This window comes from Mesorhizobium sp. RCC_202 (assembly GCF_041355295.1).
Classification (GTDB): Bacteria; Pseudomonadota; Alphaproteobacteria; order Rhizobiales; family Rhizobiaceae; genus Mesorhizobium.
Map to the genome: position 1 here is coordinate 164,282 of NZ_JBFUPO010000004.1, position 15,480 is coordinate 179,761.

At 63.4% G+C, this 15,480-nt stretch carries 12 protein-coding genes and 1 pseudogene; 10 read left to right on the forward strand and 3 right to left on the reverse strand.

The window, feature by feature from the left end:
* Positions 1–31 precede the first annotated feature (31 nt).
* Positions 32–1,741 carry a thiamine pyrophosphate-binding protein gene (locus AB6802_RS10965; protein ID WP_371010118.1) on the reverse strand — a complete coding sequence of 570 codons (1,710 nt, stop codon included), beginning with the start codon at positions 1,739–1,741 and terminating at the stop codon, positions 32–34.
* A gap of 381 nt (positions 1,742–2,122) precedes the next feature.
* On the opposite strand from AB6802_RS10965, the gene AB6802_RS10970 reads away from it, so the two are divergent.
* Genes AB6802_RS10970 through AB6802_RS11000 form a run of 7 tightly spaced genes read left to right on the forward strand, consistent with a single transcriptional unit; the run spans position 2,123 to position 9,974 of the window.
* Positions 2,123–3,811: an ABC transporter substrate-binding protein gene (locus AB6802_RS10970; RefSeq protein ID WP_371010462.1), complete on the forward strand. Its 1,689-nt coding sequence runs from the start codon at positions 2,123–2,125 to the stop codon at positions 3,809–3,811.
* Between the two features lie 16 nt (positions 3,812–3,827).
* Entirely contained in the window at positions 3,828–4,811 is a 984-nt protein-coding gene (locus AB6802_RS10975) for an ABC transporter permease (RefSeq protein WP_371010119.1), read from the forward strand.
* A complete protein-coding gene (locus AB6802_RS10980; RefSeq protein ID WP_371010120.1) occupies positions 4,808–5,710 on the forward strand; it encodes an ABC transporter permease in 903 nt (300 codons plus the stop codon). The genes AB6802_RS10975 and AB6802_RS10980 overlap by 4 nt, the downstream gene beginning before the upstream one ends.
* Positions 5,707–6,513, forward strand: coding sequence for an ABC transporter ATP-binding protein (locus AB6802_RS10985; RefSeq protein WP_371010121.1), 807 nt, complete (start codon positions 5,707–5,709; stop codon positions 6,511–6,513). Before AB6802_RS10980 ends, AB6802_RS10985 begins: the two co-directional genes overlap by 4 nt.
* The gene (locus AB6802_RS10990) at positions 6,510–7,448 is read left to right on the forward strand and encodes an ABC transporter ATP-binding protein (protein ID WP_371010122.1); all 939 of its coding nucleotides are present in this window, start codon (positions 6,510–6,512) and stop codon (positions 7,446–7,448) included. The genes AB6802_RS10985 and AB6802_RS10990 overlap by 4 nt, the downstream gene beginning before the upstream one ends.
* Before the next feature lie 13 nt (positions 7,449–7,461).
* Positions 7,462–7,938 carry a GNAT family N-acetyltransferase gene (locus tag AB6802_RS10995; protein WP_371010123.1) on the forward strand — a complete coding sequence of 159 codons (477 nt, stop codon included), beginning with the start codon at positions 7,462–7,464 and terminating at the stop codon, positions 7,936–7,938.
* A 32-nt stretch (positions 7,939–7,970) separates the two neighbouring features.
* Entirely contained in the window at positions 7,971–9,974 is a 2,004-nt protein-coding gene (locus tag AB6802_RS11000) for a beta-N-acetylhexosaminidase (protein ID WP_371010124.1), read from the forward strand.
* Between the two features lie 10 nt (positions 9,975–9,984).
* Here the strand turns inward: AB6802_RS11000 and AB6802_RS11005 are convergent, their stop codons facing one another.
* Together AB6802_RS11005 and AB6802_RS11010 are read right to left on the reverse strand one after the other, a co-directional pair.
* The gene (locus AB6802_RS11005) at positions 9,985–10,473 is read right to left on the reverse strand and encodes a peptide deformylase (RefSeq protein ID WP_371010125.1); all 489 of its coding nucleotides are present in this window, start codon (positions 10,471–10,473) and stop codon (positions 9,985–9,987) included.
* A 3-nt stretch (positions 10,474–10,476) separates the two neighbouring features.
* On the reverse strand, positions 10,477–11,682 hold the full coding sequence (locus AB6802_RS11010; protein ID WP_371010126.1) for an ROK family transcriptional regulator: 1,206 nt from the start codon (positions 11,680–11,682) through the stop codon (positions 10,477–10,479).
* Positions 11,683–11,802: 120 nt separating this feature from the next.
* On the opposite strand from AB6802_RS11010, the pseudogene AB6802_RS11015 reads away from it, so the two are divergent.
* The 3 genes and pseudogenes from AB6802_RS11015 to AB6802_RS11025 form a co-directional block, all read left to right on the forward strand.
* Positions 11,803–12,093: pseudogene (locus AB6802_RS11015) on the forward strand (ABC transporter permease); the annotation flags it as partial.
* A gap of 98 nt (positions 12,094–12,191) precedes the next feature.
* Positions 12,192–13,250 (forward strand): glycosyltransferase family 4 protein, encoded by a 1,059-nt coding sequence (locus AB6802_RS11020; protein WP_371010127.1) that lies wholly within the window; start codon positions 12,192–12,194, stop codon positions 13,248–13,250.
* Between the two features lie 33 nt (positions 13,251–13,283).
* A complete protein-coding gene (locus AB6802_RS11025) occupies positions 13,284–15,446 on the forward strand; it encodes a glycogen debranching N-terminal domain-containing protein (protein ID WP_371010128.1) in 2,163 nt (720 codons plus the stop codon).
* Positions 15,447–15,480: the final 34 nt, after the last annotated feature.

Below are 15,480 nucleotides of genomic sequence, written 5' to 3' on the forward strand. Positions count from 1 at the left end.
GAAAACCGCTAGGCACTTTTCCTGGAATTGCTCAGTTCGAGTGGATGCGTTTTTCGATCATCTCCGCGACGCCCGCGACCAGGCCTTCGGGCGAGGGGCTGTAATGCGGCAGCGCCAGTCGGGTGATATGAGCATCGATGATGGCTGGCTTGCCTAGCGCCAGCGCGTCCTCGAGCGCGGCTTCGAAGTCTTCGAGCGTCTCGACGCGATAGCCCTTGGCGCCGCAGGCCTGGGCGAAGCCGACATAGTCGGGGTTGTCGAAATCGATCAGGCCGTATTCCTGGTAGGATTGCAGCTGGTAGAGCTTGATCAGCTGGAATTCGTTGTTGTTGAAGACAATCCAGATCACCGGGATGTCGTACTGGACGGCGGTGAGCAGTTCGAAGCCCGAAAGCAGATAGCAGCCATCGCCGCAGCCGACGATCACGGGGCGTTCGGGGTGCGCAAGCTTGACGCCGAGCGCGCCGTTGACGCTGCCGGCCATCGGCCCGAAGCCGCCGGGCTTTCGGAAATTCTGGCCGGGCGCGATCTGCAGGTAATAGCCGAGCCAGGCGAGATGGGCGCCGGCATCGGCGAGAACGATGGCATTGTCGGGCAGGCGTTTCGACAGCGCCTGCGCCATCTGCCCGGGGTGGATCTTGCCGGTGAGATGGAGGATGTGCTCGTCGCTATAGTCCGCCGCCTCACGGTCCGTCGGCGGGCTTGGCTCGAGCATGTCGGACATCTTGTTGAGCAGTGCGCCGACCGCGAGTTTCGCATCGCCGATGATGGCGCCGTCGGCCTTGTAGACCTTATCGATCTCGTTGACGTCGATGTTGATGTGGATGAGCTTGCGGTCGGCGAACAGGTCGCCTCGAAAGCCGAAGGTCGCATGCTGGGCAAAGGCGTTGCCGACAGCAAGCACGATGTCGGCATCGAGGAAAGCTTTCCAGGCGGCGCTGTGGCCGCTGTCACAGAAGACGCCGACGCACAGCGGATGACGCTCGGCGATGATGCCCTTGCCGTCGAGCGTGGTGGCAAAGGGGATCTGGTAGCGCTCGACCAACTGCTTCAGTTCGTGGCCGGCGCCGCTTTTCACCGCGCCGAAGCCGATAAGGGCGAGAACTTTCTTGCCCTTCTCAAGCGCTGCAACCAGTGCCTCTGCGACATCCCGCACCCGTGCCGGATCCGGCAGGACGGGCTTCACCTGGAGATTGATCGGGCGGAAATTGTCGACCGAGACATCATGCTCGGTCAGGTCTTCGGGCACGTGGATATGGACGGGACCGGGCCTGCCTTCGAAGGCGATGTTGACGGCTTCTTCCAGCACGTCGCAGGTTTTCGCGGCATCGGTGAGCAGAAAGGATTTCTTCGTCGTCGCGGCAAACATCGCTTGCGAGTCGGGCGTGCGGCTGACGCCCGAGGTCTCGTTGAGCGCGCCCTTGCCGGTCCATTTGCGCGAGGCGAAGCCGGATATCGCCAGCACCGGATAGGAATCCGACATGGCAACCGCGAGCCCTGAGAACAGATTGAAGGCGCCCGGACCGGCGGTGGCGAAGCAGACGCCGAGTTGGCCCGAAAACATCGCAGTGCCGCAGGCCATGAACGATGCCGCCTGCTCATGCCGGGTGATCACCGGGCGGATCGACTTGGAATGTTTCAGCGCCAGCATCAGCCCGGCGGCATTTTCGCCGGCGCCGCCGAACGCGGCACCGACGCCGATGCCTTCCAGGCCCTTTACGATCGCCTCGTAGACCCTCATGGCAATGCCCTCGGATTGCCCTGCGGCCAGCCAAGCGGAACAACTCCGATGTCGATGCGGCGGCAAGGCGCAACAGTATTTACAAATGAAACCAATACAGGGGAATTTGTGCTGTCTGACGCGCTTTGACTGTGAAGCAGCTAACATTTGCTGCGCAATACGGGCGATGTTTGCTCGAACGGATCAAGTATTCCGATTGGCGTAGCTGGCAAGCTCAAGCGTAATCCCGGCTGTTGGCGAGGCGACGAGATCGTCCGCGACTTTCCACAGCCAGGGTTGACGACCGCACCTCACCATGCATTAAATCAATTTGATTTACATCGTTGGCCAGTCTGCTCAGGGAGGAGAAAGATGCTGGGTCGCGTACAATCTTTGGACGTCATGGGTTCGGGGCGCGGGCTGTTCAGCCGGCGCCGTTTTTTTGCGTTGGCCGGGGCGGCTGTCGCAGCGCTCGCCTCCGCCTCCGGCGTGAAGCCGGCCGTGGCCGAGTCCGTTCTGGCCATGCATATCGAAGAGCAGACGAGCTGGGTGCAGAACTTCAATCCGTTCGACCTCGGCGGGCGCCGCCAGAGCACGATGGATTTCATCTATGAGCCACTGGTCATCTTCAACGATTATGACAGCGGCAAGCCGATCTTCCGCCTGGCGACCGGGTACAAATTCTCCGACGATTTGAAGTCGATCACCTACACGCTGCGCGACGGCGTGAAATGGTCGGATGGCCAGCCGCTGACGTCCGCCGACATGAAATACACGCTCGACCTGATGCTCAAGAACCCGGCCGTCGATATCGTCGGCGTCGGTGAAAGCGTGGCCTCGGTGGAAGCGCCGTCGGCGACCGAGGTCAAGATCAACCTTAAGGATGTCGACACCCACTTCCCGGAATCGCTGGCCGACTTCCCCGTCGTGCCCGAGCACATCTGGAAGGACATCAAGGACCCGCTCGCCTTCAAGAACGAGAAGCCGATCGGTTCGGGCCCGATGACCGAGATCCGCCGCTTCACGCCGCAGGTCTATGAACAGTGCCGCAACCCGAATTACTGGGACGCCGCCGACCTGCATGTCGACTGCCTGAAGCTGCCGCAGATTTCCGGCAACGACCAGATGCTGGCGCTCTTGCCGCAGGGTGAGATGGACTGGATCGGTTCGTTCCTGCCGGAGATCGACAAGACCTATGTCGCGCTCGACAAGGATCACAATGGCTACTGGCAGCCGCCGGCCGAAACCATCGCCTACGAGATGAATCTGAAAACCGATAAGCCGGGTAATTCGGAAGCGTTCAACGACATCAACTTCCGCCACGCCTTCAGCCTGGCCATGGACCGCACCTCGATGGTCGACATCGCTGGCTTCGGCTATCCGGTGGTCAATCTGCATGCCAGCGGCCTGCCACCGCGCTTCGACAGCTGGCGCAACAAGGCCGCCGAAGGCGACAAGGATGTCTGGATGACCTACGACATCGACAAGGCCAACAAGGTGCTTGACGATGCCGGCTACAAGAAGGGCGCCGACGGCTTCCGCACCACGCCAAAGGGACAGCCGATTGCCTTCGTCATCATCGTGCCGAACGGCTGGACCGACTGGATCGACGCCGTGCAGATCGCCACCGAAGGTTTGCGCAAGATCGGTGTGAATGCGTCTGTCGCCACGCCGGAATATGAGCAGTGGCAGAAGCAGCTCCTGGACGGGTCTTTCGACGCCGTCATGAACTCGCGTCCCGACGGGCCGACGCCGTTCCGCGGCTACTACCAGACGCTGTCGACGGCGTTCGCCGGACGCATCGTGCATGCGGACTCGCGCTACTCCAATCCTGAGCTCGACAAGGTCTTCGATGCCTACCGCAAGGCGACGACGGACGAGGAGCGCAAGAAGCTGTTCGACCAGGTGCAGGTGATCATCGCTGATGACTTCCCGGTCGTTCCGGTGTTCAACGGTCCGACCTGGTACCAGTATTCGTCCAAGCGCTTCACCGGCTGGGTGACGAAGGACGAGCCGGTGATGAACCCGGAGAACCACGACAACAACCGCATGCGGTTGATGCATCTGCTGCGCCTGAAGCCCGTGCAATAACCGGCGGGTCTTCGGGATGCGGATTCCACTGCGGCGGCTGGGCGTCTACTTCGTCGCCTTCCTGTTTGCGATCATCGTCAACTTCACCCTTCCCAGGCTGATGCCGGGGAGCCCCGTGGACTCGATGATCGCGCAGCTCGGCCCACGCGCCACGCCGGCGGCGATCGAAGCGATCAAGGCTCGCTTCGGCGCCGTCCAGCAGCCGATATGGCTGCAGTTCGTCGATTATCTAAAGGGGCTCGCCACCTTCGATCTCGGCGTCTCGGTGAAATACTATCCGCAGACGGTCACCCAGGTGCTGGCTCGCTCCGCTGGCTGGACGGCGCTGCTGGTCAGCTGCGCCATCATCTTTTCCCTCTGCGTCGGTGTCTCCCTTGGCGCAGTGGCAGCCTGGCGGCGGGGCGGACGTTTCGATGCGTTCGTCTCGCCGTTTTCTGTCGTGCTGATCGCGATCCCGCCGGTCATCATCGCCTTGGCCACGCTGTTCACCTTCGGCGTGACGCTGCGCTGGTTCCCGGTCGGCTACGCCTATAATCCCGATCTCGATCCGGGCTTCAACCTCACCTTCCTCGGCAGCGTGTTCTGGCACGCGATCATGCCGGTGCTGACGCTCTCGCCCTATATGATCGGCGAGTTCCAGACGACGATGCGCTCCTCGATGATCTCAGTGCTCGGCGAGGATTACGTCACCATGGGTCGCGCCAAGGGGCTGTCGGAAACGGCGGTGATGTTCTCCTACGCGGCGCGCAATGCGATGCTGCCGGTTCTGACCAATCTGGCGCTGATGCTGGGCGCGGTTTTCGGTGGCTCGATCGTCACCGAGATCGTCTTCAATTATCCCGGGCTCGGGCTGACGCTGTTCACGGCGAGCGTGGCGCGCGACTATCCCGTCATCCAGGGCCAGCTTCTGTTGATGACATTGGCGACCCTTGGGGCCAATCTGCTGGTCGATATCGTCTATGGCATCGTCGACCCGCGCATCAGGGAGGAGCGCGCATGAGGTTCGGGCTGCAGCTCCTGTTCCGCCAGAAGAAGGCGGTGGCCGGCTTCATCATCATCGCGACTCTCGCCCTGATGGCGATGTTCGCGCCGATCCTGGCGCCTAACGATCCGGCCGCGCGGGTCGGACGCTCGCACCAGCCGCCGACGGTCTCGCATTATTTCGGCACCACCAAGATGGGCCGCGACGTCTACAGCCAGTTCGTCTGGGGCGCGCGACCGTCACTTGCCGTCGGCTTCGCCACCGGCCTCGCCATCACCGCAATCGGCACGGTGATCGGCCTGATCGCCGGCTATTTCGGCGGCCGCATCGATGGAACGCTCGATCTCGCCACCAATGCGGTGCTGGTCATACCCAACATTCCGCTGCTTATCCTGCTGGCATCGTTTGCCGGCACGGTCGGGCCCCTGGCGATCATGACCATCATCGCGCTGACATCCTGGCCATGGGGCGCGCGCATGACGCGGGCGCAGACCATGGCGTTGCGCAATCGCGAATTCATCACGGCGGCACGCATGGTCGGCGAGCCTTCATGGCGCATCATCTTCGTCGAGATCCTGCCCAATCTGGTGCCGCTGATCGGCATCAACATCGTCGGCTCTATCATCTATGCGATCGTGGCGCAGACGACGCTCGAATATCTCGGCTTCGGTGATCCGCTCAACGTCACCTGGGGCACCATGCTCTACAACGCGCAGAACTCGTCGGCGATCATTGTCGGCGCCTGGTGGGACATCGGGGCGCCGGCGCTCGGCATCGCGCTGGTCGGCCTCGGGCTGGCATTGCTCAACTTCACCTTCGACGAGATCGCCAACCCGCAACTGCGCTCCGGACCGGCGCTGTCGCGCTGGCTGCGCCTGACCAGACTGCGCAAGAGCGAGCTGGAGGCGGCCCGGTGAGCGGACCCCTGCTGCAAGTCCGCGACCTCAGCGTCGATTATCTCATCGACAAGGGCGCCTTCCGCGCCGTGAAGAATGTCTCGTTCGACATCGGGCGCTCGGAGTTGTTCGGGCTCGCCGGCGAATCCGGCTGCGGCAAGAGCACGATCGCCTACGCCATCACCAGGCTCGCCAAGGCGCCGGCCTGGGTGGCGGGCGGCGAAATCCTGTTCGACGGTCAGGATTTGTTGAAACTGACCGAGGTGGCGATGCAGAAAGTGCGCTGGAGCCGCATCGGCATGGTATTCCAGAGCGCGATGAACTCGCTCAATCCGCTGATGCGGGTCGAGGATCAGTTCCACGACGTTTTGCGCCGGCACAACGGATTTACCCGCGAGCAGTCGCGGGCGCGGGCGGAAGCGATGTTCAAGCTGGTCGGCGTCCCCGTCAACCGCCTGCGCGACTATCCGCACCAGTTCAGCGGCGGCATGCGCCAGCGCATCGTCATTGCCATTTGCCTGGCCCTGGAGCCGGCGCTGATCATCATGGACGAGCCGACGACGGCGCTCGACGTGGTGGTGCAGCGCGAGATTCTCGAGCAGGTGATCGATCTGCAACGCAGTCTCGGCTTCTCGGTGCTTTTCATCACCCACGATCTGCATCTGATGTCGCAGCTCTGCAACCGCATCGGCGTCATGCTGAAAGGCGAATTGGTGGAAGTCGGCGACGTCAAACAGGTCAGCCAGGCGCCGAAGCATGAGTATACCCGCAAGCTGTGGGCCTCGATCCCGCAGCTGCCGGCGCGGGCGCGCGAGGCCGTATGAACGCGCTGCCATCCTCGCTTTCCGCTACTGTGAATGCCGAGCCGGTGATCACGCTCGACGGTATCGAGCGCAGCTTCGGTTTCGTGCAGGCGCTGCGCGGCATTTCGCTGGCGCTGCGGCCGGGCAGGGCGTTGGCACTCGTCGGCGAATCCGGCTGCGGCAAGACGACCTGCGCGCGCATCATCGCGCGCATGGATCACCCGACCGCCGGCAAGCTTCAATTCCGTGGACGCGATGCCACGCATGCCGGTACCGGCAACGAGGAACGCACCTATCGCCGCGCCGTGCAGATGGTGTTCCAGGATCCCTTCGCCTCACTCAATCCGGTGTTCACCGTGCACCATCATCTGGCGCGGCCGCTTGCGTTGCATGGCCATGCCAAAGGCAAGGCGGCGCTGGCGAAGGGCGTGGCTGAGCTGCTTGCAGGCGTCGGACTAGAGCCTGACCTCACCGCGCATAAATTCCCGCACGAGCTCTCGGGTGGGCAACGCCAGCGCGTCAACATTGCCAGAGCCCTTGCCGTGCAGCCGGAGGTATTGGTCGCCGATGAGCCGACCTCGATGCTCGATGTGTCGATCCGTCTCGGCATTCTGGAATTGCTTGCCCGTATCAAGCGCGAGAAGAATCTCGCATTGCTCTACATCACGCATGACATCGCCACCGCGGCTTATGTCGCCGAGGAGATCATCGTCATGTTCGCCGGGCAGATGGTGGAATGGGGTTCGACCACTGCGGTCATCGGCGATCCGCGCCATATCTATACGCAGCTTCTTCTGTCGGCCGTGCCCGATCCCGACCGACCCTTCGTACCCGGCGACAGCGCGCGCTTCCTTGGCCATGCCGAAGAGGTGAGGCGACTGTCGCGCCCGGCTTCGTCGGTCGTCGAAGAGGTCGGGCCGGACCATTTTGTTCGCGCGCTTGGCACGCCTTCCTGATTTGGATTTTTGCATGGATTATCTCGTCAATCTCTCCTTGCTTGGACCCGATGCGGCGCTCGATCAGCGCATGGCGAAGGCCGGCATCACCATCCGTCGCGCGCTGGCGCCGGAATATGAGCTCGTCACCGATTGGGTGCGGCGCAAATTCAGCGCCGGCTGGGCGGGCGAGACGGCTGTTTCCATGATGCGCCAGCCGCCGGCCTGTTTTCTTGCCACGCGGGACAAGAAACTGATCGGCTTTGCCTGCCACGAATCGATCGCGCGCGGCTTCTTTGGGCCGACCGGCGTCGACGAGGCGGCGCGCGGCCAGGGCGTCGGCCATGCGCTGCTGCTTGCCTCGCTGCTCGACCTCAAGGTCATGGGCTATGCCTACGCCATCATCGGCGATGTCGGTCCCTCCGAATTCTACGAACGCACCGTCGGCGCAACGCAGATCCCCAATTCCGAACCCGGCATCTATGCCGGCTTGCTGAAATCCGCCGACTGATCTTTTCACGCTTGCTTTTCAAAGAGACTGCCATGACCGACAGACTGCGGCTCGAAAGTTTCTGGACGCCTGCCAAGGATGGCCAACCATTGGCCTATGAACTGCGATTGACCAATGGATCGCGGCATAGCCTGCAGGATTTCCGGCTCTGCATCAGCGGGCCCGACCGGATCGATCCTGCCGCTACCATCGAAGGCGGCACGCTTGCCGTGCGGCTCTCCAACCATGCCGAGTTCACGCCGCCGGAAGGCTTCGTGCTCGGGCCAGGCGCCTCATGGACGCTGACGGCCCGCGGCCTCAGCTACCCGCTTCGGCATTGGACTGATGGCGCCACGGGCGCCTACCTCGTGCTGGCCGATGGCAGCGTCCGACGCATCTCCGTCGAACCGACCCGCGCCGTCGGCGACAACGCGCCGCTAAAGCGTGGTGCAGAGCTTTATCCGGTGCCGACCGTGGCGCCGGTCGCGATTTCACTCATCCCCTGGCCACGCCAGGTCGAGGTCTCGGGCTCGCTTCCCGCGCCCACCGGACTCGATCTGCGACTCGAGGGTGAAGCGGCAACAGTGGCGGCAGCCGCTTTCGCCGATCTCACAACCAGCCTGTTCCCGGTCGAGGGCATCGTGCGTCCTGCGGCGGAAGGCGGTTTTCCCGTAAAGCTGGTGGCCCGGGACGGTCTTGGGCCTGAAGCCTATGCGATCGCGTTCGCCGCGGATGCGGCGACGGTTTCGGCGTCGACAGGCACTGGCTTCCTTTATGGCCTGATCACGCTCGGCCAGATCGTGCGCGGCGCCAGACAGCATCCGGCGACCTTCACCTTCCCGGCGAGCGGGGAAATCCGCGACGAGCCGTCGCTCGGCTGGCGCGGTTGCCATCTCGATGTCGCGCGCCAGTTCTACGCCTCGGCCGAGGTCGAAAAATTCCTCAAGATCCTCGCCTGGAACAAGCTCAACCGCTTCCACTGGCATTTGTCGGACGACGAATCCTGGCGGGTCGAGATCGATGCCTATCCGCAGCTGACCGAGATCGGCGGCTGGCGCGGCCATGGCCTGCCGATCCCGTCGCTGCTGGGCTCGGGCGCGCAGAAAACCGGCGGCTATTACACGAAGGCGGCTATCCGCAAAATCGTCGCGCTTGCCGGCAGGCTCGGCATCGAAGTCGTGCCGGAGATCGATGTTCCGGGACATTGCTACGCCATGCTGCAGGCGCTGCCGCAGCTGCGCGATCCCGGCGAGCATGGCGAGTATTTTTCGGTGCAGGGTTTTCCCAACAACTGCCTCAACCCGGCGCGCGAGGAAACCTACCATGTGCTGGAAACGATCTTCGACGAACTGATCGAACTGTTCCCGTTCAAGGTGATCCATGTCGGCGCCGACGAGGTGCCGATCGGCGCCTGGTCCGGCTCGCCGCAGGCCTTGCTGCGGCTTGGCGAACTCGGCGGCGAAGCGCTGGCAAAGGCGCATGCCAAGCGGCTCGGCGTGGTGACCAACACGCATGGCGCCGACGAGATCGACGGCTCGGGCGCGGCCCTTCTGCAAGCCCAGTTCCTCAAGCGGATCCAGGCCTTCCTGGCATCGCGAGGCTGCGTCACCGGCGGCTGGGAGGAAGCCGCGCATGGCAATGTCATCGACAAGACCAAATGCTACCTCAACGGCTGGCGCAACGTCGAGGTTTCGGCAGCCCTTGCCGGCGAAGGCTATGACATGGTGGTCAATCCGGGCCAGGTCTATTACCTCGACATGGCGAACAGTCCGGAATGGTCGGAGCCGGGTGCCGCCTGGGCCGGCTGGTCGTCGCCGGAAAAGCTCTATGGCTTCGATCCCGTCGAAGGCTGGAGCGACGCGCAGAAGAAGCATTTCCTCGGCGTGCAATGTTGCATCTGGTCGGAGCCGATGACCGATCGCGCCGTCTTCGATCGGCTGATCTTTCCAAGGCTTTCGGCGCTTGCCGAAACCGGCTGGACGCTGCCGGAGCGGAAGTCATGGCCGCGTTTCAGTGCGCTCGCCGGGCTGATGCCGGTGCTCTACGGTTTGGCGTAGCCTCGCTTATCTACCGTTGTAATTTGTTGTAGCGTTTGATCAGGCGGTCGCGCTTCAAGCGCGACAGCCTGTTAATCCAGAAAATCCCGTTGAGCTGATCAATTTCGTGCTGGTGGCAGACCGCCAGCAGACCTTCGGCGTCCTCGAACTGCTCGTTGCCGTCAAGATCCTGATAGCGAACCCGAACGCGGGCGTGTCGCTCGATGTCTTCGGTGACGCCCGGCATCGAAACGCTGCCTTCGGTATGGCGGATCATTTCGGTCGAGGCCTCGACAATCGACGGATTTATATAGATCCCGGATTTGGCGGACCGATCGATTGCGACCACGCGTTTCAAAATGCCGAGATGCGGGCCGGTGATGCCGATCCCGGGCGCTGCGTACATGGTATCGAGAAGATCGGCGGCGAAACGGTACAACGCGACATCGAATTGTTCAACGGGGTCCGCGACGGCCCTTAGCAGCGGATCGGGGAACTTTATGATCGGCAGAACCGCCATGTATTAGCCCACAGGCTTCTGCAGCACGTCGAATTGCGGGTTTGTCTCCGAAAAGATCGGTAGGGCCGCGGCGCCCAGCACGGAGGTGTCCTTGCCGGCGGCGCCGACCAGGACGCGCGGTGTCACACGAGCGCTGGTCGAGCTGACCGAGAGATGCAGCGGCTCGAGCCGGCTGGCCAAAGCCTCGATCACCGGCAGCGGCATGAAGCCGCCGAGCACGACGGTCTCGGGGTCCAGCGCCATTTCGAGCACGTCGATGGCCTGGCGCAGCGGATCGACGGCTTCGGCGAGCCAGGCCTCGAAACGGCTGTCGCCGTTTGCCAGGAGTTCTTCCAGCATATCGGGCGAAGCATGATCGGGATCCGGCAGGTCGAGCCTGTCATAGGCGGCGCGCAGCGAGACGTAGCGTTCCAGGCAGCCGCGCTTGCCGCAATCGCAAGGCAGGCCGCCGGGCTTGACGATGATGTGGCCGATCTCGCCGGCATTGTGGCGGCTGCCCTTATAGAGGTGGCCGTCGAGAAACAGGCCGGCGCCAAGACCCGTTCCGATGAACAGATAGACGAAGCTGTCGAGCTTGCGGGCAACGCCGTAAAGCCGCTCGCCTATTGCCGCCGCGGTCGCGTCGTTTTCGACGGTGACGGCGATGCCGGTCAACCGGTGTAATTCCTCGGCCACGGGAAAGTCGTTCCAGCCCGGCAGCGCAGTCGGGCCAACCGAGGTCATGCCTTCGACGCCGAACGGGCCGGGCATGGCCATGCCGACACCGAGCAGCCTTGTCCGGTCGAGGCGGGAGGTCGCGATCAGATCGCTGCAGATCGCGGCAAGCAGCGGCATGGCCGCCGCCGGCGTCGGCCGGTCGACGCTTTTTTCGACGCGGGCGCGCATGGTGCCGGAGAGGTCGGTGACGACGCCGACGGCAAGCTGATGATCGAGCTGCAGGCCGATCGAATAGCCGCCGTCGGGATTGATGGAATAGGGCACGGCCGGTTGGCCACGCGCGCCCTTCAGCGTCGCTTCCGGCCGCAGCAACCCGGCCGCTTCCAGCTCTTCGACGATGTTGGAAATTGTCTGCGACGACAGCGCCGTCAGCCGGGCGATCGCCGCCCGTGACAAGGAGCCGTTGGTACGTATAGCCTCGATGACCACGCGCCTGTTGTGCGACTTGGCCTGTTCGAGATTGGTGCCGGAGATGGCTTTCTTGAGAGACATGAGATACTTACCAGCCACGCCAAGTGTATAATACCACTTTAGAAAATCAAGTTGATTTAATTATACAAGCGTGCAGCGGCTAGCTAAAGGCTGAGCCAGGCCGCAGTAAGCACGCATTGCTCGGGCGCAAAGCCGCTGACCGCGTTCTTCCGGGTCATGCTGCCGCTGATCCTGCCCGGCGTGCTCTCGGGTGCTGCTTTCGCCTTCGTCACGTCCTTCGACGAAGTGGTCGTCGTGCAGTTCCTGGCCAGTGCCGGCCAGCGCACCATGCCGCTCGAAATGTTCATCGGCCTGCGTGAAAAGCTCAGTCCGGCAATCACCGCGGCGGCAACCTTGATGATGGGGCTGTCGATCCTGCTGCTTTTGGTCGCGAATATTCTGGCTCGACGTGGGCGCAAAGCGTCCGTCTAGCCGGCCGGTTTCGGCACCGCATCGCTGCCCGCGGCCAATTGAGCAGGAACGATCTCGGAGCTGGCGCATTTTGCCCGCGTCAACAGCTGAGGGATCCGATGCGCATTGCCCATGTCGCGCCGCTCTACGAATCGGTGCCGCCGAAACTTTACGGTGGTACGGAGCGGATCGTCTTCTACATCACCGAAGCCCTGGTGGCGCTCGGGCACGACGTGACATTGTTCGCAAGCGGCGACAGCGAGACGTCGGCGCGGCTGGTGTCCGCCCGCGACCAGGCGATCCGCCTCGATCCGCGGCCGAAGAAATCGGAAATCGCGGCACATCTGACCATGCTCGCCGACGTGCGCAAACGCGCCGGCGAATTCGACGTCATCCATTTCCATCTCAGCCACTTCCTGCATTTCCCCTTCTTCGAGGAGATGGCGGGACGTACGGTGACGACCCCGCACGGCCGGCTCGACTATGTCGACCTGGCGCCGGCCTATGAACGGTTCCCGCGCTTCCCGATGATTTCGATTTCGCACAGTCAGAAGCGTGGACTGCCGGACGCCAACTGGCTGGCGACGATCCATCATGGATTGCCGCTCGATGCCTATCAGCCGACCTACGAGCCCCGGACGGAAGAGCCGTATCTGGCTTTCCTCGGGCGCCTGTCGCGCGACAAGCGGCCCGACCGCGCTATCGAGATCGCCCGCCGCTCAGGCCTCAAGCTTAAGCTTGCGGCCAAGATCGGCGACGATGACCGCGCCTATTTCCACGACGAGATCGAGGCGCTGATCGACGGCGATCGGATCGAATATGTCGGCGAAATCACGGAAGACCAGAAAGCGGAATTCCTCGGCAATGCGGCGGGGCTGCTGTTTCCCATCGACTGGCCCGAACCGTTCGGCCTGGTCGCCATCGAGGCCATGGCCTGTGGCACGCCGGTGATTGCGTGGCAGTGCGGCGCCTTGCCGGAGATCGTCGACAACGGTGTCACCGGCTTCGTCGTGGACACGGTGGACGATGCGGTGGCCGCGGTGCCGGCTCTGCTTCAGCTCGATCGCCGACAGGTGAGGGCGGCCTTCGAAAAGCGGTTTTCGGCCACCAGAATGGCGCGCGACTATCTTGCCGCCTACGCGCGCCTCATTGGGGCCAGCGAGGCGAAGGCCTCCTGAACTTCACGCGGCGGGCAGATGAAGAGGTGACGAATGACGGAGCTCGACGAGCGCAAGCTCGATCCCGCTGTGGCCCTTGCTTCGCTGGACGAAACGGCGCCACGCGAACCACATCGGCTGTTTGCGCTCAAGCAGGGCGATTGCTTCATCGTCGCCGACGGCTATGGCGACATCAGGGGCTCGGGCGACGGCTTCTTCCGCGACGACACGCGCGTGCTGTCCGAATTCCGGCTCACCGTCGGTGGCCGGCAGATGTCATTGCTCGGCGCCTCGCTCAGCCAGGACAATGTGCTGTTCACGTCAAATCTGACGAACCTGCCGATCCAGAGCGCCGCCGGCCGCGACATCCCGCAAGGCGCCATCCACATCGAGCGGGTCCGGCTGCTGTGGCAGGACAGGCTGTTCGAGCGCATCACGCTTTCCAATTACAGCCGCGAGCATTCGACTATTTCCGTCTCGCTGCATTTCGCCGCCGACTTTCGCGACATGTTCGAGGTGCGCGGCTCGACGCGGCCGAAGCGCGGCACGACGCATGTCGCCAGGACCGACAAGGCATCGGTACAGCTAGGCTATGACGGCCTGGACGGGTTGCCGCGCCTGTCGGCAATCTCGTTCTCGCAGCCGCCTGACCAGTTGAGCGAAACTCGCGCCGATTTCATGATTGCGGTGACCAAGCGCAGCCAAAAGGTGCTCTATGTCGAGGTTGGCCCCGAGGCTACCGATCCGCCCGGCAGCGACCGCTTCCGTGCGGCAGCGGCGCGCGCCCGCTTCGGCATGCGCGCCAAGCGCCGGCACGGCGCGACGATCCGCAGTTCGGGCCGTGTCTTCAACGACTGGGTCGAGCGCGCCCGGGCCGATGTCGCGCTGCTCACCACCGAGCTTTCGACCGGGCCTTACCCCTATGCCGGCATTCCGTGGTTCTCGACGGCTTTCGGCCGCGATGGCGTGATCTCCTCGCTGCAGATGCTGTGGCTCAATCCGGGCCTGGCGCGGGGCGTGCTCGCCTTCCTGGCCGAGCACCAGGCGACCGAGACATCGCCGTTCAGCGATTCCCAGCCGGGCAAGATCATGCATGAGACGCGCAAGGGCGAGATGGCGGTGCTGCGCGAGCTTCCCTTCGGCCGTTATTATGGCGGCGTCGACACCACACCGCTCTACATCCATCTCGCCTCGGCCTATGCCGATCGGACAGGCGACATGGCCTTCATCGACAAGCTCTGGTCGTCGCTCAAGGCTGCCGCCGAATGGATGGAGGAGGCGAGCCGCGCCACCGGCTTCGTCACCTACCAGCGCGCCGCCGACTCGGGCCTCGCCAACCAGGGCTGGAAGGATAGTTTCGACTCGGTCTTTCATGCCGATGGTCGCATCCCGAAGGGGCCGATCGCGCTGGTCGAGGTGCAGGGCTATGTCTTTGCCGCCTACCGGGGCCTGGCGGCACTTGCGCGCCGTCGCGGCGAGTTCGCGGATGCCGAGCATTGGGAGAACCGCGCCGAGGAAATGCGTGTCGCCGTCGAACGCGATTTCTGGCAAGACGACATGAATTTCTACGCCCTGGCCATCGATGGCGATGGTGAACCCTGCAAGGTCCGGACATCGAATGCGGGGCACCTGCTTTTTGTCGGACTGCCGCAACCCGAACGCGCAAAACTGATCGCCGACCAGCTGCTGTCCGCTTCCTTCCATTCGGGCTGGGGCTTGAGGACGCTCGCGGACGACGCGATCTTTTTCAATCCGATGTCCTATCACAACGGCTCGATCTGGCCTCACGATACCGCGCTCTGCGGGGTCGGCCTGGCGCGCTATGGCGAGCGCGACAGCGTGGTGCGGCTGATGAGCGGCACGTTCGAATCCGCAGTCCATTTCAATATGCGGCTGCCGGAATTGTTCTGCGGGTTCACCCGCTCTCCCGGCGAGGCGCCGATCGCCTATCCGGTGGCGTGCCTGCCGCAGGCGTGGTCGGCGGGCTCGGCCTTCATGCTGATGCAGGCCTGCCTCGGCCTGGAAATCGACGGCTGGAAAGGCGAACTGCACGTGACGAACCCGCGGCTGCCGATCGGTATCGACACGCTCACGCTCAGGCATTTAAGCGTTGGTGAACGCTCCGTCGATCTGACGTTTCAACGGGTCGGCGACCGTGTCGTTGCCTTCCTGTCGGAGCGGCATGAGGGCCAGGTGCCGCTCATCGTGCGGACTTGAACAATTCGCGGCAAGCCCGCGTCAACAATCGAAA